Raw genomic sequence first — 25,833 nt, forward strand, 5'->3', positions numbered from 1 at the left:
ACTACTAAATCCTATCATTGCCGATTCATATGATGTTAGTTAAATTTTTATCACAAACCTAGTTCATATGTCAATATATATATGAATTATTTTTAAAAAGAAAACAATAAAAGAATATTTTTTAAATTTTGAATTCGTGCGTTATAATGAATGGAGAAGGGAGGGATTGGATGAAGAAAAAAGTATTTCTTTTTACAACCTTACTTATTTTAGGTGGTAGTGCTGGAATTTATACAGCATTTGCAGCATCATCAGATCAAGCAAAACAAGGGAATGTACAAAAAGTAGAAACGAAGGAATTAGAGAAAGTGAAAGAAGAAAAGAATAGAGAAAAGACCGCTGCTAAATTAGGAGTTTCTCTTGACGGGAAAACGGAAGAAGAAATTCGAAAAGATTTAGATAAAGCTAGATTTGAACAGCGACATGAATTATTAATAGAACATGCAAAGCAACTTGGAATAGATACTGAAGGCAAAAAAGATGAAGAGATTATTTTAGAAATTGGAAAGATTCAACATGGAAAATAAAACGACTTATCTGATGATAAGTCGTTCTTTTTTTAGAACAATATGATCCGAAAAAAAATTGACAGTGCTTTAATTTTAATGTTAACTATATTTATATAAAAGTTAACATTAGGGGTGACAATTGTGGCTGTTAGTCGTAATACAAGTGAAAAAAGTGCTTATACATATGAAGAATTAGCTGACAAAAATAAAGAGTATGTATGGCATCCGTTTACACAAATGAAAGATTATTTAGCGGAAGATCCCGTTATTATTGAACGAGGAGAAGGGCGTAAATTATATGATGTAAATGGAAATGGCTATTGGGATGGTGTTTCTTCAATTTGGCTTAATGTTCATGGACATCATGTGCCTGAATTAGATGATGCAATTCGTGAACAATTAAATAAGGTCGCTCATTCAACGATGTTAGGACTTGCCAATGTACCATCAATTTTACTTGCAGAAAAGGTTATTGCAGTTGTTCCAGAAGGTTTAAAGAAAGTATTTTATTCAGATTCTGGTTCTACAGCTGTTGAAATTGCAATTAAGATGGCTTTTCAATATTGGCAGCATAAAGGGAAACCTAAAAAACAAAAGTTTATCACATTAAAAGAAGCGTATCACGGAGATACAATTGGGGCTGTTTCGGTAGGAGCAATTGACTTGTTTCATCAGGTGTACAGTTCACTCTTATTTGACGCGATAAAAATGCCATATCCATATACATATCGTTCTCCTTATGGGGATAACAAAGAGCAAATCGTTCAAAAACATTTGGAAGAGATGGAAGATTTATTCAAACAAAAACATGAAGAAATTGCTGCGATTATTGTAGAACCGTTAATGCAAGGGGCGGGCGGCATGATTACAATGCCGAAAGGATATTTAAAAGGTCTTCGTGACCTTTGCACCACATATAATATTTTATTTATTACAGATGAGGTAGCGACAGGGTTTGGCCGTACTGGAAAAATGTTTGCTTGTGAACATGAAAATGTCTCGCCGGATATTTTAACAGCTGGAAAGGGCTTAACAGGCGGGTATTTACCAGTAGCTATTACGGTAACAACAGATGAAATTTATGATGCTTTTTTAGGTAGTTATGAAGAGCAGAAAACATTTTTCCATGGCCATAGTTATACTGGTAATCCATTAGGATGCGCTGTTGCAATTGCTAATTTGGAACTTTATGAAAAAACAAATCTAGTAGTAGATGTTGCACATAAAGCAGCATATGTAGAGAAACGATTAGAAGCACTTTACGAGTACAAGCATGTTGGAGATATTCGTCAGTGTGGATTGATGATAGGAATTGAACTTGTGAAAAATAAAGAAACGAAAGAGCCGTTTGAGTGGACGGAGAGAGTAGGCGTAGAAGTATGTAAAAGATCAAGAGAACTAGGAATGATTTTGCGCCCACTTGGTAACACGATTGTATTTATGCCGCCATTAGCATCTAAGATAGATGAGATTGATGAAATGCTTCATATATTATATCAGTCAATCGCAGACGTTACGGAGGGAGAATTATGAGCGGTTTTTTTATAACAGCGACTGATACAGAAGTTGGAAAAACAATTGTTACAGGTGCGTTAGTAGGGGTGCTTAGAAATCGTGGCTATAACATTGGTGTGTATAAACCGTTGCAAAGTGGTCATATCCATTCAAACCGAGAAGGTGATGCAGCTAGATTGAAAGTCGCATCAGGAGTGACGACAGAGACGAATCGAATTTGTCCTTATTCTATTGAAGAACCTCTTGCGCCAAGACTGGCAATGGAGAGGGCAGGAAAAACTGTGAAACTAGCGCAAATTACCGCTCATTTTCAGGAGTTAATGACAGAGTTTGATAGTTTGTTTGTAGAAGGGTCAGGTGGTCTTGCTGTTCCGTATACAGAAGATGCATTAGTAGTTGATTTTGCAAAACAATTACAGTTACCACTTATTATCGTTGCTCGTCCGACTTTAGGTACAGTGAATCATACTCTCTTAACTATTTCTTATGCAAAAGCACATGGATTGTCAGTTGCTGGTGTCGTTTTATCTGGTTGTAAAGAATGTGAGAACGAACGTGTACAAGAAAATAAAGAAATGATTGAGGAGTTAAGTGGTGTGTCTGTTTTAGGTTTACTACCGGAACTTCCAGAAGGGTTTACGCGTGATGAACTATTAAGAGTAGCAGAGGAGAATATTGCGATTTCGAATGTAGAGGAGCTTATGAAACATGGATCAACTGTGGAATCTACACTTTCAATCTAATTTAAATCGTTTGAAAGAGAAATCACAATATAGAAATGTAGTCGTGACAGAGCAAGCTGACGAATCATGGCTTATTAGAAATGGAAAACGTATGTTGAATTTAGCTTCGAATAATTATTTAGGCTTGGCTGGAGATGGAAGATTAAAAGAAGCATCTATCGTAGCGATAAAGCGATATGGAGTAGGAGCAACAGCATCAAGGCTAGTTGTAGGGAATTATTCACTATATGAAGAGGTAGAACAAAGCGTATGTCATTGGAAAGAAACTGAAAAAGCAATCATTATGAACAGTGGGTATGTAGCAAATGTAGGTGCAATCTCTTCTTTAATGGGGCGTCATGATATTGTTTTTAGCGATAAATTAAATCATGCCAGCATTGTCGATGGTATTATGCTTAGTGGTGCAGAACATAAAAGATATCGCCATAATAATTTGGAACATTTGGAAAAACTGCTAAGAATGGCGCCTGTTGCGAAACGAAAATTAATTGTAACAGACACGGTTTTTAGTATGGATGGAGATATTGCGCATCTGAAAGAGCTGATTATGCTGAAAGAAAAATACGGAGCATTATTGATGGTTGATGAAGCGCATGCAAGTGGAATATATGGAAGGCATGGTGCGGGATTAGCTCATATCGAACAAGGCCTTTCTCAGAAAATCGACATTCATATGGGAACATTTAGTAAAGCGCTAGGTTGTTATGGAGCGTATGTAGCAGGTGATGCAATGTGCGTCGATTATATGAAAAACACGATGAGAAGTTTTATTTTCACAACTGCATTACCACCTGGGACACTAGGTGCAATAAAACGTGCAATTGAAATTGTTAAGATAGATACAGAAAGAAGGCAGCGTCTCTTAGAAAATGGGGCATATTTCCGCACTACTTTAGAGGAAGCTGGCTTTAATATTGGCGATAGTTCAACTCATATTGTCCCAGTTATTGTCCCATCGAATGAAGTTGTGATGCGTTTTAGCGAAAAATTGCAGGAAGCAGGAATTGCTGCGATTGCGATTAGGCCACCGACTGTTCCGCATAATAATTCGCGAATTCGATTTGCAGTTACGTCTGAACATGCAAAAGCCGATTTACAATGGGCTACTGAACAAATCATTCGAATCGGTAAAGAAGAGGGGGTACTGCGGTGAAACAGCCCGAGCTTATTTTCATTCCTGGATGGGGGATGGAAAAACAAGTATGGGAGTTATTACTTCCATATTTTCAAGAATATTCTGTTCGATTTGTTGAATGGCGTAGTGTAAAAGAGGTTGCTAATTTTGCAGAACGAGTAGCAGAAGTTGCAAGGGGACAGGATGTCATTTTAATTGGCTGGTCACTTGGTGCATTAGCTGCTCTTCAAGTATGTGACAGAGTGCGGACAAAAGGAATGATTTTAATAGGTGGTACGGCAAAGTTTACAGTGGATGAAAATTATGAGAGCGGATGGAAACGTCCTTTTGTAGAACGGATGAAAAGAAGTTTAGCAAAGCAAAAGGGTGATACATTGGAGCGCTTTTATAAAAGTATGTTTACAAAACAAGAAATAAAAGGTAGGGAACAGTTTGCTGGGATTATAGCGTGTTTTCAAGGTGATTCCGTTGAATCTTTACAGCTGGGGCTTGATTATTTAATAGAGACGGATATGAGAAGCAAGCTGAAGTCCGTAAAAACGCCGATATTACTTCTTCACGGAGAACAGGATATGATATGTCCACTATCTGCTGCTCACTATATACAAGAGCATACCAATGCAGCACTTAAAGTAATAAAAGGAGCGGGTCATGCGCTTTGTGTAACGAATTCCGAATATTTCGCGAATGAGACCATTCAGTTTATAGAGGGGATACAAAATGATTAACAAAACGTTATTACAAAAACGATTTAATGGGGCAGCTGTATCCTACGATCAATATGCAAGTGTACAAAAAAAGATGGCGCAGCAATTGCTTTTAGTCATGAAAAAACAGTATCACAAGATGTCTTCCATTCGTATTTTAGAACTTGGATGTGGCACAGGATATTTGACTGAACAATTAGCGGCTTCTTTTCCGAATGCCACAATTACCGCAATTGATTTTGCTGAAAGTATGATCGCTGTTGCAAAAATGAGAAATCATGTTGAATCTGTAGCATTTCGATGTGAAGATATTGAACATCTTACACTAAGGGAATCATTTGATGTCATTATTTCAAGTGCAACATTTCAGTGGTTAAATGATTTGGAAATGGTGGTACACCGTTTATATAATAGGCATTTATTTGAAGATGGCTTGTTGTTATTTTCCACATTTGGAGAACAGACATTTCAAGAGCTTCATACAGCATTTCAAAATGCTAAAGAAGAAAGAAAAATACAAAACAACGTATCAGTTGGACAACGTTTTTTAACGAGAGAACAGTTGCGAGATGTATGTGAAAGTGTAACAGGGGATGTTCATGTTTCTGAAACATGTTACATAGAAAAGTTTACTAAAGTTCGGGACTTTCTACAATCCATTCGGAAAGTAGGCGCGACGAATAGTAATGCAGAATATTACTGTCAAAGTCCTTCTCTCTTTCGAAATATGTTTCGCATATATGAAAGAGACTTCACAGAAGAAGGAGAAATTGTAGCAACGTATCATGCTTTATTTGCGTATATTGAAAAAGAGGGGAAGAGAAAAAATGAAACAAGTACAAACAAAAGTGGATTGGAAGAAAATTGCATTTGACGTAGTAGAGGGGAGAAATATAACGAAAGAAGAAGCGATAGCTATTTTAGAAGCAGATGACACGGAAGTATTAGAAGTTATGAATGCAGCTTATATTATTCGCCATCATTACTTTGGTAAAAAAGTGAAATTGAATATGATTATTAATACAAAATCTGGATTATGTCCAGAAGATTGTGGGTACTGTTCGCAGTCTATTGTTTCAGAAGCGCCAATCGATAAGTATGCATGGTTAACGCAAGAAAAGATTGTAGAGGGAGCTCATGAAGCGATTCGTCGTAAAGCAGGTACATATTGTATTGTTGCATCTGGCCGTCGTCCAACGAATAAAGAAGTGAATCATGTTATTGGTGCTGTAAAAGAAATTCGTGAAACGACAGATTTGAAAATTTGCTGTTGCTTAGGATTTTTAAATGAAGATCAAGCTGGTCGCTTAGCAGAAGCGGGGGTTCACCGTTATAACCATAACTTAAATACACATGCCAACAATTATGATAGCATTTGTTCAACGCATACATATGACGATCGCGTTGATACAGTAGAAAAAGCAAAGCAAGCTGGCATTTCTCCATGCTCTGGTGCGATTTTTGGAATGGGAGAAACGAAGGAACAGCGTGTTGAAATTGCCTTTGAATTACAGCGTTTAGATGCAGATTCTATACCATGTAATTTCCTTGTTGCTGTTAAAGGGACACCGCTTGAAGGGCAGAAAAAATTAACACCAGTAGAATGTTTAAAAGTGTTAGCGATGATGCGCTTTGTAAATCCATCAAAAGAAATTCGAATTTCCGGTGGTCGTGAAATTAACTTACGTTTTGTGCAGCCACTTGGCTTATTTGCAGCAAATTCAATTTTTGTTGGTGATTATTTAACGACAGCGGGACAAGAGCCGACAAAGGATTGGAATATGATTGAGGATTTAGGGTTTGAAATTGAGGAATGTGCATTATAAATATAAAAAAACAAGCTCTTTGAGAGGGCTTGTTTTTTTGTGAATAAAATAAGTAGAAACTTTTATCCCGCTATTTGCGGGCAGTGAGACCCTTACCTCAAGATTCAGAGAGGAACAAGGAAAATAGGTGGGGGGTGGGCTGCCTGTAAAGGTCCGATTGGTGAGGGCTGATTAAAGTTTCACTTTATTTGAGTAACTTTTTCATGAAAAATGAATGGTGTGGGTGCATTTTCCACACTGTAATTGTACATAGTAAAGGTGTAATTGATCTCGGTCTGGAGGATGTCACATGCACAAATATATACTCGCCATTATGACGGTTCTTATTTTATTAAAGGCAATAAGTACTGATCCTGTTAAGGCAGCTGAAAATCCAGAACAAAAAGGAATGCAGCAAAGAATTGAACAGCATTTTCGAACAAAAGCGGAGCATCTTGGTATAGAAACTGAAGGAAAAGATTTAAATGAAGTGCGGAAAGAACTTCATATTGTGGAGGAAGAAAAAAGACGAGAAAATGTGTGGAAAATTGCTCAAAACCTTCGTATTAAAACAGAAGGAAAAACGATGGACGAATTAATTAAAGATGTGCGGAAAAAAGTAAAAAAATAACAAAGAGGCATGAAGCCTCTTTGTTATGACCATTGTTTGGATAAATGAGCCATTTCAATTGCAGCAACTGCAGATTCATAGCCTTTGTTACCAGCCTTCGTACCGGCGCGTTCAATTGCTTGCTCAATTGTTTCAGTTGTTAATACGCCGAAAATAACTGGGATGTCTGTTTGTAATGATAAAGAGGCAACACCTTTTGCAACTTCATTACAAACATAATCATAATGAGTTGTAGCACCACGAATGACTGTTCCTAGCGTAATAACCGTATCGTATTTTCCACTACTAGCCATTTTTTTTGCGATTAATGGAATTTCAAATGCACCTGGAACCCATGCAACGTCAATATCACTTTCTTCTACACCATGGCGTTTTAGTCCATCTAATGCGCCGCCTAATAGTTTGCTTGTAATAAATTCATTGAAACGTCCAACAACAATCCCTACTTTTAATCCTGTACCAACTAAATGACCTTCGAATACCATATTATATCTCTCCCTTTATATATTATAAACTTAATAAGTGACCTAATTTTTCTAATTTTGTTTGTAAATATACTTTGTTTTCTTCTTTTGTTGGCATTTGCAACGGTACGCGTTCGAAAACTTCTAAATCATAACCTTGCAAGCCAGTGATTTTTCTCGGATTATTCGTTAATAAACGCAATTGTTGTAAACCTAGATCTTTTAAAATTTGGGCACCGATGCCGTAATCACGAAGATCTGCTGGAAAGCCTAATTTTTCATTTGCTTCCACAGTATCTAGTCCTTCTTCCTGCAATTTGTATGCACGAAGTTTATTAAGTAATCCAATGCCGCGCCCTTCCTGCCTCATATAAAGAAGAACCCCTTTTCCTTCACGTTCAATTTGCGCAAGAGCAGCATGAAGTTGAGGGCCGCAGTCACAGCGGCATGAACCGAAAACATCGCCAGTTAAACATTCAGAATGGACACGCACGAGAACAGGTTCACCAGTAGAAATGTCTCCTTTTACGAGAGCGATATGTTCTTTTTGATCAATCGAATTGGAATAACCGATTGCATGAAAGGTACCGAAATCTGTCGGCAATGCAATTTCTACTTCTCTTGTTACGAGCGTTTCATGATGGCGGCGATAAGCAATTAAATCCTCAATCGTAATCATTTTTATATCAAATTGTTTTGCTGATTGTACTAAATCAGGAACACGTGCCATCGTACCGTCTTCTTTTATAATTTCACAAATGACCCCTGCTGGTTTGGCGCCACATAACCTTGCTAAATCAACAGCTGCTTCGGTATGACCAGCGCGACGCAAGACACCGCCTTCCTTCGCAATTAAAGGAAAGATATGACCTGGACGATTAAAATCCGTTCCTTTTGATGCCGGATTTAATAACTCGCGTACAGTTGTTGCACGTTCGTAAGCACTAATACCCGTTGTTGTAGAAACGTGGTCAACACTTACTGTAAACGCCGTATGATGAGAATCTGTATTATGAGAAACCATAGGCTCTAACTGTAATCGGTCAGCATATTGCTCTGTAATCGGTACACAGACAAGACCACGACCATGGGTAATCATAAAATTAATTGTTTCAGGCGTAATATTCTCTGCTAAAGCAACGAAATCCCCTTCATTTTCACGGCTTTCATCATCACATACAATAACCACTTTTCCTTGTTTTAAATCTTCTAGTGCCTCTTCAATACGATGAAACATTGTGCTTCCCCCTTATAGAAATCCATTTTCTTGTAAAAAGCTTTCTGTAACTGAACTGTTCTGTTTTTTAGGCTTTGAAATAAAACGCTCAATATACTTTCCAATCATGTCACATTCAATGTTCACGATGTCTCCAGCTATTTTTTCACCAATAATAGATTCGCTTACTGTGTGCGGAATGAGTGAAATAGTAATGGAAGATTCATCTATATCAAATATCGTTAAGCTTGTGCCATCAACAGCTACTGACCCTTTGTGTAAACAATAACGGAGCAAATTATCTGGAATTTCAATTTTGTAATATATGGCATTATAGTGCTGCTTTTTACTTACAATGGTTCCAATTCCATCAATGTGCCCTGTAACGAAATGTCCACCAAAGCGTCCGTTTGCAGCCATTGCTCGTTCTAAGTTCACTTTAGAACGAGTGCCAAGCATACGGAGTGATGTCGCCCGCATTGTTTCGGGCATGGCATCAACAGTAAACGAAGACGCTGTAAAGGAAGTGACGGTTAAGCAGATACCATTTACAGCGATACTGTCTCCTAAATGTACATCTGATAAAATTGTATTTGCGGTAATGGTTAGCTGCATCGCTTCCCCGCTTTGTTTTATATTTGAAACAGTTCCAAGCTCTTCTACAATTCCTGTAAACATGCAGGCACCTCATTTCGCACTGTAGCGATGATTTTTATATCATCACCAATTTGTTTCATCTCTTGAATTTGCAAAGAAATTGTATCGTGTAGCTTACTAAAGCCAGTGCCACCAAACATAGTTGGGGCATCTTTTCCACCGATTAATTTAGGGCTTATATAAGTTACAATTTCATTAAAACACTTTGTTTGTAAAAAGCTGGCGTGCATTGATTGTCCGCCTTCAACAAAGAGTGAAAGAATTTGTTTCTCACCGAGAAGGAGGAGAAGGTCGCATATTTCAATTTGGCTCGTCTGCATTTGGAGTACAGATACCGCCTGAGATTCATACGTTGCTATTTTTTCTTTATTTACATGTTTCCCAACAATAATCCATGTTGGTGCGATCCCGTCAGTAATGACATGAGAGGACAGGGGCGTTCGTAAATGTGTATCTAAAATGATTCGAATTGGATGTTTTCCTCCGTTTGGAAGACGTGTTGTTAAAGATGGATTATCAGCTATAACAGTATTCACTCCGACAAGGATGGCATCGTGCATATGCCGATATTGATGAACGTCTTTGCGAGCAACTTCACCAGTAATCCATTTACTTTCTCCGGTAGTAGTTGCTATTTTTCCATCTAAACTCATCGCTGTTTTTATTGTTACAAACGGCTGTTTTGTTTTCATATAGTGGAAAAAGTACCGGTTTAATAAGAGTGCTTCTTCTTCGAGAACACCAGTAGTGACACGAATCCCCGCTTCTTGCAAACGTTTTGCACCGTTACCTGAAACGAGCGGATTGCAATCGAGCGTAGCGATTACAACACGTTTTACCTCTTTTGCAACAAGTAAATCGCAGCACGGTGGAGTTTTGCCAAAATGACTGCATGGCTCTAACGTTATATATACAGTGGATCCTTTTGCTTGATCACCAGCCATACGAAGGGCGTGAACTTCAGCGTGTTCTTCGCCTGCACGTAGATGCGCTCCCATTCCAATAATGTTTCCATGTTTTACAACAACAGCACCGACCATTGGATTTGGACTTGTTTGCCCTGCAGTACTTTGTGCTAACTGTAAGGCAATCTTCATATATTCTTGGTCTGTCATTCGTTTCACCTCTCCTAAGAAAAATCAAAAAACCCCAAGGATAATAATATCCTTGGGGTTTGGGAGACGTGATTTCTAGAAATATAGTTCGAATACGAGAGTATAGGAAAGAAACCTAACGATGATTGATATTTTTGCACGGAAAAGAAGCCTAGCAAACTATCAATTTTTTAGACGCTAGTCGTATCTTTTTATTTCAGCATAGAAAAATAAGTATATGAAAGAAAACATATACAGCGATTCAAAAAGAATCAGTAAAAATGTGTACGCCAAAATAAAAGTGTATTCGCTATATAAGCACTAGAAAACATATCCTTCTCCCATCCAGACTATACTGTCGGCCCTAGAGTTTCACTAGATCCACCGTTTCCAAGATTGAAAACGGGTCACGGACTTAGAAGTGTGCACTTCATCACCGCCGGTTGGGAATTTCACCCGACCCCGAAGGATGCTGTTTGCTCACATTATAGCACAAAAAAGAAAAAATGATAGTAAAAAGTATTAGAATGTGAAGAATTATATGAAAATTAAGGTGGGATTCATGTTGTTATACGATGTAAATACAAATTGAAAAACAGAGAGGAACTTGCTTTTTTAGGGGAGAGAGGGAACTGATTTAGGTAATGTTAAATAAAAGAAACGGGTATATTTCGTAATGAGTTATATGGCATATAGAGAAGCATGCGCAACTCATCGCGCACGCTTCTATACTATTATTCTTTTGATGCTCGAACGACAGACTCAAATTTTCCTTTATGAGAACCATCGCAATAAGGCATATTTTTTGATAAACCGCAGCGGCATAAAGAAAATGCCGGCTTTGCTGGGAAAACATTCCCTTCTGCGTCGATTAATTCCACATCCCCTGTAATGCGAAATGAACCATTATCATTTACTTTAATTTGTACTTTTGCCAACGTTATCCCTCCTTTCCAAACGCTTATGTTCATCATATAATTGCAGTACGCGCTTGACAACAAAAACAGTACTTTGTGTATAGAGGTAGAGAGTGTTATAATAACGTTTATAATTGATACATAGTAAGGTGACGAAACATGAATAAACAATTACGTACATTGCAAAATATTGCAAGTGAGCGCACATGGGTATCGTTTTTAAATGATAATCATCCCTATAGTTTACTGCATTGGTCGATTGCAGGTGTAGGGCAGGAGCCAAAAGATGTGTGGCTTTTGCAAGATGAAGTAACATTTCAAACAACAGAATTTCAAACGCTTGATGAAGCAGTAAAATGGATTTCTGAAAATATGGAACAAGTTACAGATGTGTTAGCACAATAATATGAAAAAACAGGCTTATGCAAGCCTGTTTTTTGTTTCGTTCACATATGTTTTTAAAAATCGATCTACGGCATCTTCATATTCTTGCTTGTTTTCATTATAAGAACAAGCGTGTGTACCGTGTTCTGCAATAAAGAGCTGTTTATTATTTTCTTTTGCTTCATACAGTGCTTTTGTCATATCGCATAAAATGTAGTCATCTTCCTTACTGTGAATAAAAAGAACTGGATTATTTATGTTTTTAATACAATCAATCGGAGAAACTTCTTGTATTGTATAACCGTCTCTAATTTTTAAAAAGGCGTTTGCTAATGGTAGTAGTGGCCATTTCGGTAAATGGAACTCGACTTTTAAGCGATGTTGTAACTGACCATAAAAGTCTGAGAATGGACAATCTGCAATATAAAAATCAGCGCCATCTTCCACCATTCCCGCATATTGAAGGAGTGTTGCAGCTCCCATCGATTCTCCATGGATACCAAGTATAATATTTGTTCCAAAACGCTCTTTTAGCCAATCGACGACCGTCTTTAAATCATGTTTTTCGTAATAGCCATAACTTGTTGTTTTACCACCTGTTTTACCATGGCGGCGGTGATCATAAATGAATACATTATATCCTCTATTTAAAAATAAATTGGCATATTTAACAGAGTTTATTTTATTTACAGTTACACCATGACAAAAAATCATAAACTTATTCGAATTTCCAGCAGAAATGTAATAGCCGTGAATGTCATATTTAAATTGCGAAGGAATACGAATCTCTTCTTTTGGAATAGCGTTAAAATCTTCTACGCGAAAATGTTTTTTCGTTTCTCTCTCTAAAATTTCTTCTTCTGTTTTTTTCTTTAAGTACATGACTTTATTGGTAAAGAAAATACCGATACCAATTAATGTCCCTAGTACGGTTAACAATGCTGTAAGAAAACGTTTCATACTTTACCTCATCCTCCAAACATCTCTGCATATGATACAATCATATTGTATCATAATGATGTGAAAAGGGGAGAAAGTGGGGCATGGTTCAAATACAAAAAATCAAAGTGGAAATGAGAGAGAAAATTGGGCTATTTATGCGTGAGAATTGGGGAAGCCTACTAATGGTTTCACGTGGAAAGGCACATCAGTTAGATCAATTACCTGGTTTTGTTGCGCTTGAAGATGACAGAATAATAGGAATTATCACGTATGAGATAAAGGGAAATGATTGTGAGATTGTTTCATTGGATAGCTATAAGGAGAGAAAAGGGATTGGAACGAAACTTGTAGAGTATGTAATTGATAGTGCAAAAAAACAATGTTGTAAAAAGGTATGGCTTATTACAACAAATGATAATACGAATGCACTTCGTTTCTATCAGAAACGTGGTTTTATAATGACTAACTTATATATAGATGCGGTCAAGGAGGCGAGAAAGATAAAGCGGGAAATTCCGCTTGTTGGGTATGATAACATCGCGATTTTACATGAAATTCAACTAGAAAAAATGGATGTATAAAAATAATGTATAGATGAGAGGAAGATGAAGAAGTAAGAAAAATATTATGTAACAATTTTCAGAAATATAAAACAATACCCTTGACGAATGTCTTACTTTGTTTTAGGTTTAAATTGTAAGCTATTACCATATTAAGGGGTGACGATGTGGCAACCATACGTGATGTTGCAAAATTGGCCGGTGTTTCAGTCGCAACCGTTTCACGAGTGATTAATGAAAAAGGGTATGTCCATGAGGATACAGTTAAACAAGTAAAACAAGCAATTGAAGAGCTAAAGTATCAACCGAATGCTGTAGCAAAGGCATTATTTAAAAAAGCTTCGACAATGATAGCTATAGTAGTGTCAAACTTACAAAATCCATCCTATATAACATTGCTTCGTTCAGTAGAAGAGGCCGCCTATAAAGAGGGATATCAAATTGTTATTTGTAATATGGAAAATAAAAAAGAGTATATAGATGTAGTACAAAATCATATTGCCGGTGTTATTGTGATGAAAGATGTATGTGAGTGTGTAAAGCAACTTTCTCTTCCATTTGTTGTACTTGGGGAAGGAACATTAAATCCATCTATTTGTACATATTATGAAAGTGGTAGAAAAGCAGTTAGTTTGTTAAAGGAAAAAGGCTGCTATTTTCTTGCTTATATTGGTAATGAGTTAGAAGATGCAGCAATAGAGGAACATACCGCTGGTTTTTTGGATGCTGTTTGGGAAGAAGGAATTGCTTATCGAGAAGAAAAAATAAGAGGAGGGGCAGAGGGAAAACGAATTATTGAATTATTACAAAAACACCCATATATAGACGGTATAGTAGCTGCTAGTGATGCGATTGCAATTGCTACCATTCGAGCGGCGAACACGCTTGGAATTCGTATACCTACTCATTTGCAAGTCATTGGGTTTGAAGGAAGTTTACAAGGTGAATGGATTACGCCAACTTTGACAACGATTGGAAGGTCTTTTGAACAACAAGGAGCTGTAGCAGTACAAAGCTTAGTAAGGAAAATAAAAAAGGGACAAGTACAACTTGAGGAAGTACAGCAAGAAGAGTTTGTATTAATTGAACGTGAATCGACAAAGTAAAAGGTGCAGATAAGTCGCACCTTTTTTATAATGTGATGGCAGCACTAACACCGAATATAAGTAACGAAATATAGTAGTAATGTAGTGACTATATAAATCCATTTTGATTTTTCGACACATAACCCGCTGCTAGGAAGAGTAAAAAGTGAACTACACTCATTTTCTCTCTTTGTTTTCACTTGGCATGGGGTAGGAAGAGGGGCTGACCGCTTCTATGCATGGCCGGATGCTCTCTCCCACCTAAAAAGGATGGTTTATGTCATTTTTTCATTTGTATTTATATAGTGTGGAAAAGCTAGTTCTTGTTTAATAGAGCATAAAGACTTTGCAAATAGTTCAGGTTCTTCTAAATTTGGCGAATGAGCGGAGTTTGGAAACCAAATCATTTTTTTGATGGGTGCTTGAATTGTATCGCAGTATTGTTGAACGAGTGCATAAGGTGTTTGGTAGTCGAAACGACCTGAACAAAAATAAATCGGTACGGAAAGTTTTGAGATGGAGGAAAAGAAATCTACTTTAAGCATCTCTTCCCACAACGTCCCAGATTTCACGTTTCCTGCGAAAAATTTCATCCAGTCTAGCCACGTATATTCTGAAGAAAATAATCCTTTTCGGATGAAAGAAAACGAGGTTCCATTTTGAACTGCTCCTCCAAATGTACCAAGCCACTTTCTTTGAATCATAAGACGTCGCATGTCTAGAAAAGGAGGTTTCCCTAGTTTTGTTAGAGAAGTTAATGCCCGCTCATGCCCATGTTGTTTTGCGGAATGAAGTAAGTGTTGATAGAGTAATTCTTCGTTTTGTTTCATATGTACAACCTGCCCAATGCCAATATAAGCCTCGATGTAGTCAGGATATTGATTTGCAATTTGTAAACCGATAATACTGCCCCAAGAATGTCCCACGAGAAATAGTTTTCGTTTTTTGAAGCGAGAAAGAAGATATTTGATTACTTCAAGTGCATCTGATACAAATTTTTTAATTGTAAATTTTGTTTTTATATCCCGCCAAGAAAAGGATTTGCCTGCTCCACGTTGATCCCAATTCACAACGATAAAATGTTTTTCTAAGTCTTTTTGAAAATGACGGATGAATCCAATTTGTGCCATACCAGGGCCGCCGTGACAGGATAATAAAATAGGCTGATGTATGTTTTGGCCACGAATAAGAAGAGTTTGTTTCCGATTGTTAATCATAACGCTTTCGATCGTAGCGACGCTATTTGGAATTGGATTCTTTAATTCGTTGTAAAACTTTGGAGTTTGGCTACGAAAAAGCATATAAAAACCTCCTGTTCTCTAAGGGGATGTATCGCACGGGTGTACGATCTTGCATATACTGTTAAAAAGTTATTGTATCATAACATGTAGGCTGTATTTCAACTATGAGAGCTCAGGGGAGAGGGGGACGTGACGTGACGATTGGAGAAATTATAGATTGTTTAAACAAACGGGAACCACTTGCTATTATAGCCAAACGCCTCAACATGAGCCCGTATGCATTGTCGAAAAAGTTAAGGGGGCTTGGATATGAATATGATGGCGAACAGAAAAAACGAATATTCATTGGAGAAGGAGAAGAGCCCCGGCACTTACACCTTCAAGAAGCAGCTGCACTTCAATATGCTAAAAAAGATTACCAACTTTTAATTTATGAACAACTACAAAAAATTTATGAATTATTGCGAAAACGTGAGGAGCCCGTTCTTACAAAAATAATCAAAAGTAGTGAGAAAAAAAAACGTACTTTTTCTATTTGTACGGACATTTTAAGGAAATTAGACGTTGTAGCTGATGGAACAGGAGTTCATAAATCTAAAATTGTCGAGGAAGCGTTGATGGAATTTTTATGCAAGTATGAAGAGGTTGATGAATTATCCAAAGAGAAATGAAAGGAAGGATACTATGTTCTATGTAAGAGCATGTATCCTTTCTGTTAAATAGTTGTTATGAATTACGGTTCTCAAGTTAGGTGGGAAAAGAAAATTCCTATGAAGTAGGTGTTTATGTTGTATAGAACAAGGATTATTTTTTAGCTTTCAAAAAATAATACAAGAACCAAACGGCGTGATTTTGTTCATCTGCCGCCGCTCTACGAAATGCTTCTTTAATGTATTGATTTGTAGTATCATCTGCAATTTCTAAGTAAAAGTCAACGGTTTTCTGCTCGTCTTGTAGAGCGAATTCTAATCCCTCTTCATAAAAATTTGGACATTCTTCAATGATTTTTGGTTGAGGTTGCTTACCTGTTAAGTTGGTGTAAATGTGTACAAATTGTTGGAAGTGTTTTATTTCATCTTGGCGAATTTCAAGAATTTGCTTTCGTTCCTGAGCTGTTGGAGCTAAATTAGCTAATTTGGCATAACAATTTATTGCGCTGTACTCTCCATTGATGGCTTTTTCGATGTCAACAATTAATTTTTCGTTTTGTCTGTATAGGAAGTCATAATGATTTGAATAGGAATACATGAGGTTACCTCCTACTTTATTCTTATGTATCCTACGAAAAAGGGAGGTACTAGGTGCATATCCTTTAGAATAGAGTTTAGGTAATGTATGAAAAACCGCCGCATTTATTTAAAATACGGCGGTTTCAAGTGAAAATATAGTAGAGCTCTTTTGATGTTAACGTATGTTGGATAGAAAAATTAGTTCAGCTTTTGAATCCTGCCATCAATAACTGGTTGGATTGGTTCTTTTACTTGTTTTACATAATCCACTAATGCCTCAAAATCATTTGGTCCTGTTTCAGCATTTTGCCCATTTGTAAAGGATGTAAATCCATCGCCTCCTGAAGCTAAAAAGGCATTCGCAACGACGCTGTAAGTTTTTGAGGCTACTAACTCTTCACCGTTTGTTAAATGGATATTGGTAACTTTTTCACCATCTAGTTTATTTGCATCCCAAGTATACTGAATACCTGAAATTTGAAGCATTCTTGTTTTATCTTTTTGCCACTGTTGATTTAAAATATCTCGGATGTCTTGGCCAGTCAAATTGACTTTTATGAGTTGATTTCCAAATGGCTGAATTCCATATAATTCGCCCCATGTAATATCGCCAGCATCTAAATCATTACGAATACCACCAGGATTCATAAGAGCAATTTGAGTATTCATGGTTGCACGCTGAGCGTCTGCCACTAAATTTCCGAGAGTTGATTCACCAGCGGCATTTTGTTTACGATCTATTGGAGCGGTAGATTTTCCAACAACCTGATTTACAAGAGGCGCAATTTTTTCTTGGTATTGCTCCATTTTCTTTTTCACTTGTTGATCAGGCTGTATTCCTTCATGATAGGTTGTCACAACTTCGGCTTTTTTTGAGACAATGTCTTTTGTTTTACGGTCAATCTTCATATCCACATCAGCAAAAGCCATTCCATAAGAGTTTGCTTGTACGATGAGTTTATCGTTTACGGTTCCATTTACAAACGTATGGCTATGACCACCGAAAATCACATCGACTTCTGAATCAGTTTCATTGGCTAGACGAACGAGATCACCATTCGTTACACCAGTATCATCAGTTGTACCTCCAACGTGAGCTAGAACAACAATTGATTTGACTCCTAGTCTTTTCAGTTGTTGCGTGGCTTTATTAATTGCTTCTACTTCATCTGTAATTTGTACATTTTGTAACATAGTAGGCATAACAACATTAGGTGTATCTGTTGTTACAACTCCGATAAAGCCAACAGGAACGCCTTGTACCATCTTTACAGTAAATGGTGGTAGAAATAAACGGCCAGTTGATTTGTTGTAGAAATTGGCAGCGACATAAGGAAAGTTTGCCCCTTTAAAATTTCCTGTTTTTTCGTGATCTCCACCGTAAATAAGACGATTCATTTCGTTAATACCTTCATCAAATTCATGGTTTCCAATCGTTCCAGCATCAAATCCTAAATCATTTAAAAATTCAATTGTTGGTTCGTCTTGTAATAGTGCTGAAACGGGGGGACTTGCTCCAACAATATCGCCAGCGTGAACCATTAATGTGTTCGGATTTTGTTTTTCACGATCTCGTAAATAAGCCGCTAAGTACTCAGCTCCTCCTGCTTCTTTATTGTTAATTTTCTTTACAGTGTCTAGTTGACCGTGAAAGTCGTTAATGCCAAGCATTTGCACGTCTATGTAGCGATTTTGTTCTGCTGATACTTGAGATGGCTGAGCAGCGAATACACTTGAAAAAGTAATGGTACTTAATGCTAGAGCTGCAGGAATGACTTTTTTCCACATACATTTTCTCTCCCTTTTTTATAATCTGACATCATACGACATAATTTTAATAGATTAAGAGAGAGATTACTACAAAAATTCTATTTATTATAAAAATTAATAGAATTTTATCTTTTTATTTACATTTTTACAAAATCTACATATAGAAAAATCAAAAGTGAATGGACCTTTTTCATTGTCTAGAGGGATTCATTTCCCCTATAATAGAGAAAAAAGTAAAAGGTGAACAAGATATGAAAAAAAAGAAACAAGGACAAAAGCAAAGACAAACGAAAATGGATCAAACAGAGAAGGAATCCATTACAATTGGCGATCAACTACAAGCTTCATTAATGGATCAATTGAAAAGTAAAAAGAAAGAATTGCAAGCAAGAGTAGAGCAAAAAGAAATAGAAGACCAAGAACGAAAGCAGAAAGAGCAGAAGGAACGTGAAAAGAATAAATCGTTTGAAGAATTATTAAGTGAAAGCAGTCTCACTTGGAAAGACTTTAAATAATACAAAAAAATCATCAGTGGACTTGCACTGATGATTTTTTTAACGATGTAATAGAAAAGGGGATTGGGATGAGAAAAATTGAGGTAGTTCCATATGAAAATCATTGGATTGAGAAGTTTCAAATAGAGGAAAAAAGGCTGAAAACAGCGATGCCAGAACCAGTTAAAGTGCATCATATTGGTAGTACATCAGTACCAGGTCTCGCAGCAAAGCCAATCGTTGACATGATTATGGAAGTAGAAAATATTGAGAGAGTAGATACTTGGGATGAGTATTTCGAACAGCTTGGTTATATTGCAAAAGGTGAAAATGGCATCTCGGGTCGTCGTTTTTTTATTCATGGAACCGAAGAAAAACGTTCGTATCATTTACATGTATTTGAAACAGGAAACCCAGAAATTACACGCCATTTAGCGTTTCGTGATTATATGATGGCACATTGTGAAGAAGCTGAAGCCTATGCAACATTAAAGAAAGAACTAGCGGAGAAGTTTACATATAATGGAGAGCAATATACAGAAGGAAAGACTGATTTTGTACATGATATTGACGAGAAAGCAAAAGAATGGTTAGAAAAGAATGTGAGCGAGTGAGCATATAATATTTTTATAAAAATATTATGTTAACTGTATGTATTTTTTGACTTTTTCCATAAATCTTGTTCAAATAAAGTGACGGTTATAAAATTTAGCGGCACCCTGTCTAGAGAATTAGCAGGAGAGGAAGAGGAGGACAATTATGTATATTCCAACAACTACACTTCATAATGGCGTAAAAATGCCGATGATCGGTTTAGGTGTATATAAAGCAAAAGAGGGAGAAGAAGTAAAGCAAGCGGTAAAAACAGCTTTAGAAGTTGGATATCGTTCTATTGATACAGCAACTGTATATGAAAATGAAAGCGGTGTCGGAGAAGCGGTTCGGGAATCAGGGATTGCGCGTGAAGACTTGTTTATTACGACGAAAGTATGGAATGACGACCAAGGATACGAAATGACACTTCAAGCATTTGAGAAGAGCTTAAAGAAATTACAAATGGATTATGTAGATTTATATTTAATTCATTGGCCAATAAGAGGGAAATATATAGATACATATCGTGCTCTTGAGAAATTATATGAAGAAGGAAAAGTGCGTGCAATTGGCGTTTCGAATTTTCATCAGCACCATTTAGAACAGCTACTGCCAAATTGTAATGTGAAGCCGATGGTGAACCAAGTAGAACTTCACCCAATGCTGGCACAGTTTGCATTACGTGATTTTTGTCAAAATGAACAAATTCAAATGGAAGCATGGAGCCCATTAATGAGGGGCGGCGAAGTATTTCAGCATCCAATCATTCAAGAAATTGCTAGAAAATATGAAAGAACGCCTGCCCAAATTATTTTACGGTGGGATATTCAAAGCGGGATTGTAACAATTCCTAAATCGATTACACCATCTCGCATTAAGGAAAACTTTACTATTTTTGATTTTTCCTTAACAGAAGAAGAAATGAAACAAATTGATACGCTAAATCGTAATTTACATGTAGGTACAAATCCTGATAAATACGATACGCTATAAAAAAACGCTACCGAAAATGGTAGCGTTTTTTAACGGTGTAATGCGTATGTATCGTACTTAACAGACGATTGAATTGTTTTATATTCTTCATTTGTTAATAGAGATTGATTATGAGCTTGTACATTTTCTTGTAGTTGCTTTACGGAACTAGCGCCAGGAATAACAGCCGCAACAACAGGAGTATGCAAACAATACCCAAGAGCTGTTTCAGTTAACGAACGATTCGTTGTAATCTCTTTTACAGTAGCTAATGTGTTTGTTAATTCGTTATGAGAATAAGAAAGATAGCCTTTTTCTCGCACGTTTTCTATCTTTCTTTCATTGTTGTCAGTTAAGAGTCCTTTTGCAAGTGGCCCGCGAGCAATCACGCTAATTTGATTGTCTTGTAAGAATGAAAACCATTCTTCTGGCCGGCGATTTAATAGACTATATTCCATTAATACGCTAACAATGTTAGAACGTTTTGCATATTCACGAATAACATTTGGCCGGATAGAAGAGAGGCCGTAATGGCGAATAATACCTTCTTGTTTTAACTCTTCAAACGCTTCGATTGTTTCATCGATAGAATCTTCTATTGTACCGCCGTGCAGTTGATATAGATCGATGTAATCTGTTTGTAAGCGGCGTAAGCTTTCTTTTATCTCTGTTTTTATATAAGTTTTAGAAGGATCCCAAGACCAGCCGTTTTTTTCTTCTGTCCAGCGGTTTCCTACTTTTGTTGTAAGAACAATTTGATCGCGTTTTTCTTTAAGTGCTTTGCCAACAAATTCTTCATTTAATCCATAATTGTATAAGTCTGCCGTATCAAAAAAATTAATTCCTAGATCGATTGCTTCATGGATAATGCGGATTGCCTCGTGTTCATCGGTGCCAAGAGACATACAACCGAACCCCATTTCAGTAACATATAAATCTGAGTTTCCTAATTGTCGTTTTTTCATCGGTCAACCTCCTTACTTACATTGTACGAAAGCAGAAGAAGGTTGACAAACGTTTACTTTTTGTTTGCGATAATCCAGTCTTGTACAGTCGCGTACTCTTTTCCATATTGTTTTAGTTTATTACGAATTTGCCAAGCTTTTCCGACTAATGTGATACGGTTTGGTAAAATATATACTTTCATTTTTATCACGCTCCTTTTTGGTGTGGTAAAATGTATGAAGAACAATTAGGAAATAGAATAGGGAGATGAAATATTGTGAGTAATCTTGCAGAGAGAACGGTTGCAACTGAATCAATTTTTGATGGGAAAGTGATTAAAGTTCGTATTGATGATGTAGTATTGCCAAATGGAGAGATGAGTAAACGTGAAATTGTCAATCATCCGGGTGCTGTTGCTATTATTGCTGTGACAGATGAAGGGAAGATTGTGCTTGTTGAGCAGTATCGTAAAGCATTAGAAAAAGAGATTGTCGAAATACCTGCTGGCAAGTTAGAACCAGGAGAAAAACCAGAAGTAACAGCGCTTCGTGAATTAGAAGAAGAAACAGGATATGTATGTGATAAAATGGAATTCATCACATCTTTTTACACATCACCAGGTTTTGCCGATGAGATTTTATACGTATATAAAGCGACAGGGTTAAAGAAAAAGGAAAATAAGGCAGCTTTAGATGAGGATGAGTTTGTCGAATTAATGGAAGTTTCATTAGAAGAAGCAATTGAACTTATGAACAATCAACGTATCCATGATGCAAAGACGATGTTCGCTGTACAATACTTGCAATTACAAAAATAAACACTCGCCTAAGGCGAGTGTTTTAATTAATTTTGGCATATACACGTGTGTCACGTAAGCTGCCATCTGGAGCAAGAAAATCATTTTCTAGTGTACCTTCTAAAATAAATTCAAGGCGTTCCGCTAAGGCACATGCATTTACGTTTGTAGCATCGCAGCGGATTTCAAGTCGTCTAGCACCGAGCTTATCAAAAGCAAATTGAACAGCACCTTTCACGGCTTCTGTCATATAACCTTGTTTTGTATAAGCACTATGTAACCAAAAACGAAGTGAAAATTTTGGGATATTCCAGTTTTCTGGATGAAGGGTAAGAGCCCCAATAAATGTACCAGATACTTTATCGTATAAATGAAAAGCTAATGTGTCACGAAGTAAAAATTGTCCGTGAGCTTCTCGAACTGTTTCCTCAGCGCTTTCTTCTGTTTCAGATGTAATAGACATCCAAGGTTGTAAGTCTTCTAAAGAAGCTTGAATTGCTTCATGTACTTCTGTTCCATCTCCTGGAAATGGTTTGCGTACTTGCAGGCGATCAGTTTGAAATAATGTCGGAAAATCTAATAATAATGGTTTCAAGAAAAATCCCTCCTATTCTCTACTTTTAAGTTTAGCAAAGTAGAGCGGAATTTCAATGTTAATTCGTCATACTTTTTTCTTTCTTTCATACATTTTTAGTAAGAGTGTGAACGGAGGGAAGAAAAATGTTACGAAAAACGTGGCAAGATCGTGTAATTTCTCATATACAAGAGAATTCTTCGCTTTATATATTTAATTCAGTTTTGTTATTGATGGGTGTGGTATTTGGTGCTATTCTTGTCAACAGCTTAGAGGTGAATCAAAAACAAGATTTATCCTTTTATTTGAATCGATTTTTTGGACAAGTTTCTAAAGGGGAATTTGCAATTGCGAGTGACATGTTTCGGGAAAGTTATTTTTCGCAATTGAAATATATCGGATTTATTTGGCTGTTAGGTATTTCAATTATTGGATTGCCTCTCATTTTTATTTTATTATTTTTAAAAGGGATAGTTGTTGGATTTACAGTAGGTTTTTTAGTTAGTCAGCACGGGTGGAATGGATTGTTGTTAGCGTTTGTATCTGTGTTGCCACAAAATTTAATTATTATTCCGGCATTTATTGTAATGACGACAATTGCTGCAAGTTTTTCGTTACGCATGATTAGGCATCAATTTATTCGAAAAATTACTGAGCCACTACTACCGTTATTAATTCGCTACACTTGCTTCTTTCTTGTTATTGGTCTAGTGCTAGCGATTGCATCCAGCATTGAAGCTTATGCGTCACCAGTGTTAATGAAAGAAGTCGTAGAAGTCATCAATAAAAAATAAGTACTATATGAGAATTATTATCAAGTGATTTTGATTGTTTTTTCTTTTGACAGAAGCCCTTCTTCTGATATAATGGTGTAAGAGTGGCGAGGAGGGAGTAGTACCGAATGGAAGAGAGAATTGAACGAATTAAGAAGCAATTGCATGCAGCGAGCTATAAACTAACACCACAGCGTGAAGCAACAGTTCGTGTGCTGCTAGAAAATGAAGAAGATCATTTAAGCGCAGAAGATGTTTACCTCCTTGTAAAAGAAAAGTCGCCAGAGATCGGATTAGCAACCGTCTATCGAACTTTAGAGTTATTATCTGAGTTAAAAGTTGTTGATAAAATTAACTTCGGAGACGGTGTTTCACGCTATGACTTACGCCAAGAAGGTGCACAGCGTTTCCATCATCATTTAATTTGTACACAATGTGGTGCTGTACAAGAAATTCAAGAAGATTTACTTGGTGAAGTGGAGAATAAGGTAGAACGAGACTGGAGCTTTAAAGTAAAAGACCATCGTTTAACTTTCCATGGAATTTGTAAAAATTGTCAAGAAAATGAAACGGATGAAAAATAACCTTTTCCTATTTAGCTAGGAAGAGGTTTTTTATTTAATATAGGTATAAATCGCAGAAGGCTTGGCATATGTTGTAATAACATATATTTTGGAGGAGTTTACAATGCGCCGAGCTTTAAAGTTAACTTTTGATGGGATGAAAGTATTTTTATTATTTACAGGTTGTACGATTATGTTTTATTTCGCTATACTATGGATAAATGAAGAATATGAAAGTTATCATCGTTATGAAAAACCAAAAGAAGAGATAGTAGAAAAAGTATCTGGTAATGAGGAACCGGCAAAGGATGCTTTCGTAAATAGAATAATTTTTTTTTATGAAAATGGGGAGTAGTGTAGATTGGAAGATCAATTAAAAGATTTTATTCACTATATGATTGTTGAAAAAGGATTAGCAAAAAATACAGTTGTATCCTATGAGAGGGATTTAAAAAGTTATGTGAAGTACTTACAACATGTCGAACAAAGCAAAACATTTCATGAAGTGACAAGGATACACATTGTGAATTTTTTGCAGCATTTAAAAGAAAATGGAAAATCATCAAAAACATTGGCGCGCCATATCGCTTCTATTCGTTCGTTTCATCAGTTTTTACTTCGTGAAAGAGTGGTAGAACACGATCCATCTGTACATATTGAAACGCCCCAAGGTGAGAGGAAATTACCGAAAGTATTGTCAGTGGATGAAGTAGAGGCATTACTTCAAACGCCTAAAGTGACGAGTGCATTTGGTATTCGTGATAAGGCTATGTTAGAGCTGCTATATGCAACGGGACTTCGTGTTTCTGAATTGATAGCACTCAATTTAGAGGATGTTCATTTGACAATGGGGTTTGTCCGCTGCATCGGAAAAGGGAATAAAGAGCGAATTATTCCATTAGGGAGTTTAGCTACGGAAGCAATTCAACGTTATATTGAAAAGGGCAGAAAAGAATTAATGGGAAAAAAAACAGTCGATGCGCTCTTTTTGAACCATCATGGCAACCGTTTATCACGTCAAGGATTTTGGAAAATTTTAAAACGCCTAGCAAAAGAAGCGAATATAGAAAAAGAACTTACGCCACATACATTACGTCATTCTTTTGCGACGCATTTATTAGAAAATGGAGCGGACTTGCGTGCGGTTCAAGAAATGCTTGGGCATGCAGATATTTCAACAACGCAAATTTATACGCACGTTTCAAAAACTAGATTAAAAGATGTATATAAACAGTTTCATCCGAGAGCATAAGTATTATGCTCTTTTTTGCTTTTATCCCGCTATTTGCGGGCTGTCCGTAAAAGCTCGATTGGTGAGGGTTAATAATCAGTGAGGGATGAAGGAAACCCCACTGATTAAAGTTTCACTTTACCTATTCTTTTTAGGTAAGGGAGAGAGCACTGCCATGCATAGAATCGGTTAACTCCTTTTCATGCCCCATGCCTTAGTAGAAAATAAAGAGGGAAAATAAGTAGTACGCACCTTTTGTTCTGTATAGCCGCGACTGATTATGGTGG

32 protein-coding genes, 1 riboswitch and 1 other annotated feature (1 of these 34 only partly in view) are annotated in these 25,833 nt (G+C 36.7%); of the genes, 20 read left to right on the forward strand and 12 right to left on the reverse strand.

The features are described 5' to 3' along the window. Positions 1-27 (reverse strand) — a binding site (T-box leader); it reaches 194 nt to the left of the window's first position. Between the two features lie 143 nt (positions 28-170). The 8 genes from ACX5JI_RS02840 to ACX5JI_RS02875 all read left to right on the forward strand — a co-directional run bounded on the left by ACX5JI_RS02840 (position 171) and on the right by ACX5JI_RS02875 (position 7,045). Beyond that, the gene (locus ACX5JI_RS02840) at positions 171-527 is read left to right on the forward strand and encodes a hypothetical protein (protein ID WP_459499578.1); all 357 of its coding nucleotides are present in this window, start codon (positions 171-173) and stop codon (positions 525-527) included. A gap of 123 nt (positions 528-650) precedes the next feature. After that, positions 651-2,042 (forward strand): adenosylmethionine--8-amino-7-oxononanoate transaminase, encoded by a 1,392-nt coding sequence (bioA, locus tag ACX5JI_RS02845; RefSeq protein WP_459499579.1) that lies wholly within the window; start codon positions 651-653, stop codon positions 2,040-2,042. Then, complete coding sequence (gene bioD / locus ACX5JI_RS02850) at positions 2,039-2,767, forward strand: dethiobiotin synthase (protein ID WP_459499580.1); 729 nt, start codon at positions 2,039-2,041, stop codon at positions 2,765-2,767. The genes bioA and bioD overlap by 4 nt, the downstream gene beginning before the upstream one ends. Next, positions 2,733-3,920 carry an 8-amino-7-oxononanoate synthase gene (bioF, locus tag ACX5JI_RS02855; protein ID WP_459499581.1) on the forward strand — a complete coding sequence of 396 codons (1,188 nt, stop codon included), beginning with the start codon at positions 2,733-2,735 and terminating at the stop codon, positions 3,918-3,920. Before bioD ends, bioF begins: the two co-directional genes overlap by 35 nt. After that, positions 3,917-4,630, forward strand: a complete 714-nt coding sequence (locus tag ACX5JI_RS02860; RefSeq protein ID WP_459499582.1) for an alpha/beta fold hydrolase — start codon at positions 3,917-3,919, stop codon at positions 4,628-4,630. The genes bioF and ACX5JI_RS02860 overlap by 4 nt, the downstream gene beginning before the upstream one ends. Next, the gene (gene bioC, locus ACX5JI_RS02865; RefSeq protein ID WP_459499583.1) at positions 4,623-5,483 is read left to right on the forward strand and encodes a malonyl-ACP O-methyltransferase BioC; all 861 of its coding nucleotides are present in this window, start codon (positions 4,623-4,625) and stop codon (positions 5,481-5,483) included. The genes ACX5JI_RS02860 and bioC overlap by 8 nt, the downstream gene beginning before the upstream one ends. Continuing rightward, a complete protein-coding gene (gene bioB, locus ACX5JI_RS02870; RefSeq protein ID WP_459499584.1) occupies positions 5,437-6,435 on the forward strand; it encodes a biotin synthase BioB in 999 nt (332 codons plus the stop codon). Before bioC ends, bioB begins: the two co-directional genes overlap by 47 nt. A 289-nt stretch (positions 6,436-6,724) precedes the next feature. Further along, positions 6,725-7,045: a hypothetical protein gene (locus ACX5JI_RS02875; RefSeq protein ID WP_459499585.1), complete on the forward strand. Its 321-nt coding sequence runs from the start codon at positions 6,725-6,727 to the stop codon at positions 7,043-7,045. Positions 7,046-7,068: 23 nt separating this feature from the next. Here the strand turns inward: ACX5JI_RS02875 and ribH are convergent, their stop codons facing one another. The 5 genes from ribH to ACX5JI_RS02900 form a co-directional block, all read right to left on the reverse strand. Further along, positions 7,069-7,530 (reverse strand): 6,7-dimethyl-8-ribityllumazine synthase, encoded by a 462-nt coding sequence (gene ribH, locus ACX5JI_RS02880; protein WP_459499586.1) that lies wholly within the window; start codon positions 7,528-7,530, stop codon positions 7,069-7,071. 22 nt (positions 7,531-7,552) lie between these two features. Beyond that, positions 7,553-8,746: a bifunctional 3,4-dihydroxy-2-butanone-4-phosphate synthase/GTP cyclohydrolase II gene (locus ACX5JI_RS02885; protein ID WP_459499587.1), complete on the reverse strand. Its 1,194-nt coding sequence runs from the start codon at positions 8,744-8,746 to the stop codon at positions 7,553-7,555. Between the two features lie 12 nt (positions 8,747-8,758). Then, positions 8,759-9,403: a riboflavin synthase gene (gene ribE / locus ACX5JI_RS02890; protein WP_459499588.1), complete on the reverse strand. Its 645-nt coding sequence runs from the start codon at positions 9,401-9,403 to the stop codon at positions 8,759-8,761. Continuing rightward, a complete protein-coding gene (gene ribD / locus ACX5JI_RS02895; RefSeq protein WP_459499589.1) occupies positions 9,385-10,497 on the reverse strand; it encodes a bifunctional diaminohydroxyphosphoribosylaminopyrimidine deaminase/5-amino-6-(5-phosphoribosylamino)uracil reductase RibD in 1,113 nt (370 codons plus the stop codon). Before ribD ends, ribE begins: the two co-directional genes overlap by 19 nt. Positions 10,498-10,805: 308 nt before the next feature. After that, positions 10,806-10,950, reverse strand: a riboswitch (FMN riboswitch). Between the two features lie 260 nt (positions 10,951-11,210). After that, positions 11,211-11,450: a CDGSH iron-sulfur domain-containing protein gene (locus ACX5JI_RS02900; RefSeq protein WP_459499590.1), complete on the reverse strand. Its 240-nt coding sequence runs from the start codon at positions 11,448-11,450 to the stop codon at positions 11,211-11,213. A 102-nt stretch (positions 11,451-11,552) separates the two neighbouring features. On the opposite strand from ACX5JI_RS02900, the gene ACX5JI_RS02905 reads away from it, so the two are divergent. Then, positions 11,553-11,798 carry a DUF2552 family protein gene (locus tag ACX5JI_RS02905; protein ID WP_459499591.1) on the forward strand — a complete coding sequence of 82 codons (246 nt, stop codon included), beginning with the start codon at positions 11,553-11,555 and terminating at the stop codon, positions 11,796-11,798. Between the two features lie 15 nt (positions 11,799-11,813). Here the strand turns inward: ACX5JI_RS02905 and ACX5JI_RS02910 are convergent, their stop codons facing one another. Then, the gene (locus ACX5JI_RS02910; RefSeq protein WP_459499592.1) at positions 11,814-12,737 is read right to left on the reverse strand and encodes an alpha/beta hydrolase; all 924 of its coding nucleotides are present in this window, start codon (positions 12,735-12,737) and stop codon (positions 11,814-11,816) included. Between the two features lie 83 nt (positions 12,738-12,820). Here ACX5JI_RS02910 and ACX5JI_RS02915 point away from each other — a divergent pair, with 83 nt between their 5' ends. Next, positions 12,821-13,300, forward strand: a complete 480-nt coding sequence (locus ACX5JI_RS02915; RefSeq protein WP_459499593.1) for a GNAT family N-acetyltransferase — start codon at positions 12,821-12,823, stop codon at positions 13,298-13,300. A 146-nt stretch (positions 13,301-13,446) separates the two neighbouring features. Then, positions 13,447-14,385 (forward strand): LacI family DNA-binding transcriptional regulator, encoded by a 939-nt coding sequence (locus ACX5JI_RS02920; RefSeq protein WP_459499594.1) that lies wholly within the window; start codon positions 13,447-13,449, stop codon positions 14,383-14,385. A 254-nt stretch (positions 14,386-14,639) separates the two neighbouring features. Here ACX5JI_RS02920 and ACX5JI_RS02925 read toward each other — a convergent pair whose 3' ends face one another. Next, positions 14,640-15,665, reverse strand: coding sequence for an alpha/beta fold hydrolase (locus tag ACX5JI_RS02925; RefSeq protein ID WP_459499595.1), 1,026 nt, complete (start codon positions 15,663-15,665; stop codon positions 14,640-14,642). 134 nt (positions 15,666-15,799) lie between these two features. On the opposite strand from ACX5JI_RS02925, the gene ACX5JI_RS02930 reads away from it, so the two are divergent. After that, entirely contained in the window at positions 15,800-16,276 is a 477-nt protein-coding gene (locus tag ACX5JI_RS02930) for a ribbon-helix-helix domain-containing protein (RefSeq protein WP_459499596.1), read from the forward strand. Positions 16,277-16,409: 133 nt separating this feature from the next. Here ACX5JI_RS02930 and ACX5JI_RS02935 read toward each other — a convergent pair whose 3' ends face one another. Further along, entirely contained in the window at positions 16,410-16,853 is a 444-nt protein-coding gene (locus ACX5JI_RS02935; protein WP_459499597.1) for a ferritin-like domain-containing protein, read from the reverse strand. A gap of 179 nt (positions 16,854-17,032) precedes the next feature. Next, positions 17,033-18,622, reverse strand: a complete 1,590-nt coding sequence (locus ACX5JI_RS02940) for a bifunctional metallophosphatase/5'-nucleotidase (protein WP_459499598.1) — start codon at positions 18,620-18,622, stop codon at positions 17,033-17,035. Between the two features lie 233 nt (positions 18,623-18,855). Between ACX5JI_RS02940 and ACX5JI_RS02945 the strand changes: the two genes are divergently transcribed. The 3 genes from ACX5JI_RS02945 (at position 18,856) to ACX5JI_RS02955 (ending at position 20,685) form a co-directional block, all read left to right on the forward strand. Beyond that, positions 18,856-19,119 carry a YqkE family protein gene (locus tag ACX5JI_RS02945; RefSeq protein ID WP_459499599.1) on the forward strand — a complete coding sequence of 88 codons (264 nt, stop codon included), beginning with the start codon at positions 18,856-18,858 and terminating at the stop codon, positions 19,117-19,119. Positions 19,120-19,187: 68 nt separating this feature from the next. Beyond that, positions 19,188-19,712, forward strand: coding sequence for a GrpB family protein (locus ACX5JI_RS02950; RefSeq protein WP_459499600.1), 525 nt, complete (start codon positions 19,188-19,190; stop codon positions 19,710-19,712). A gap of 145 nt (positions 19,713-19,857) precedes the next feature. Next, positions 19,858-20,685 (forward strand): aldo/keto reductase, encoded by an 828-nt coding sequence (locus tag ACX5JI_RS02955; protein WP_459499601.1) that lies wholly within the window; start codon positions 19,858-19,860, stop codon positions 20,683-20,685. Between the two features lie 29 nt (positions 20,686-20,714). On the opposite strand, the gene ACX5JI_RS02960 is transcribed toward ACX5JI_RS02955, so the two are convergent. Both ACX5JI_RS02960 and mciZ read right to left on the reverse strand, forming a co-directional pair. After that, complete coding sequence (locus ACX5JI_RS02960) at positions 20,715-21,629, reverse strand: aldo/keto reductase (protein ID WP_459499602.1); 915 nt, start codon at positions 21,627-21,629, stop codon at positions 20,715-20,717. 53 nt (positions 21,630-21,682) lie between these two features. After that, positions 21,683-21,811 (reverse strand): Z-ring formation inhibitor MciZ, encoded by a 129-nt coding sequence (mciZ, locus tag ACX5JI_RS02965; RefSeq protein WP_459499603.1) that lies wholly within the window; start codon positions 21,809-21,811, stop codon positions 21,683-21,685. 75 nt (positions 21,812-21,886) lie between these two features. Here mciZ and ACX5JI_RS02970 point away from each other — a divergent pair, with 75 nt between their 5' ends. Then, positions 21,887-22,426: an NUDIX hydrolase gene (locus ACX5JI_RS02970; RefSeq protein WP_459499604.1), complete on the forward strand. Its 540-nt coding sequence runs from the start codon at positions 21,887-21,889 to the stop codon at positions 22,424-22,426. A gap of 22 nt (positions 22,427-22,448) precedes the next feature. On the opposite strand, the gene ACX5JI_RS02975 is transcribed toward ACX5JI_RS02970, so the two are convergent. Beyond that, a complete protein-coding gene (locus ACX5JI_RS02975; RefSeq protein ID WP_459499605.1) occupies positions 22,449-23,000 on the reverse strand; it encodes a GNAT family N-acetyltransferase in 552 nt (183 codons plus the stop codon). 155 nt (positions 23,001-23,155) lie between these two features. Here ACX5JI_RS02975 and spoIIM point away from each other — a divergent pair, with 155 nt between their 5' ends. The 4 genes from spoIIM (at position 23,156) to xerD (ending at position 25,567) form a co-directional block, all read left to right on the forward strand. Further along, positions 23,156-23,773 carry a stage II sporulation protein M gene (spoIIM, locus tag ACX5JI_RS02980; protein WP_459500266.1) on the forward strand — a complete coding sequence of 206 codons (618 nt, stop codon included), beginning with the start codon at positions 23,156-23,158 and terminating at the stop codon, positions 23,771-23,773. A gap of 107 nt (positions 23,774-23,880) precedes the next feature. After that, on the forward strand, positions 23,881-24,336 hold the full coding sequence (gene fur, locus ACX5JI_RS02985) for a ferric iron uptake transcriptional regulator (RefSeq protein WP_000392654.1): 456 nt from the start codon (positions 23,881-23,883) through the stop codon (positions 24,334-24,336). A gap of 103 nt (positions 24,337-24,439) precedes the next feature. Then, positions 24,440-24,670, forward strand: a complete 231-nt coding sequence (locus ACX5JI_RS02990) for a YqzK family protein (RefSeq protein WP_459499606.1) — start codon at positions 24,440-24,442, stop codon at positions 24,668-24,670. 6 nt (positions 24,671-24,676) lie between these two features. Continuing rightward, positions 24,677-25,567, forward strand: coding sequence for a site-specific tyrosine recombinase XerD (xerD, locus tag ACX5JI_RS02995; protein WP_459499607.1), 891 nt, complete (start codon positions 24,677-24,679; stop codon positions 25,565-25,567). Positions 25,568-25,833: the final 266 nt, after the last annotated feature.

This window comes from Bacillus sp. C1 (assembly GCF_054570475.1).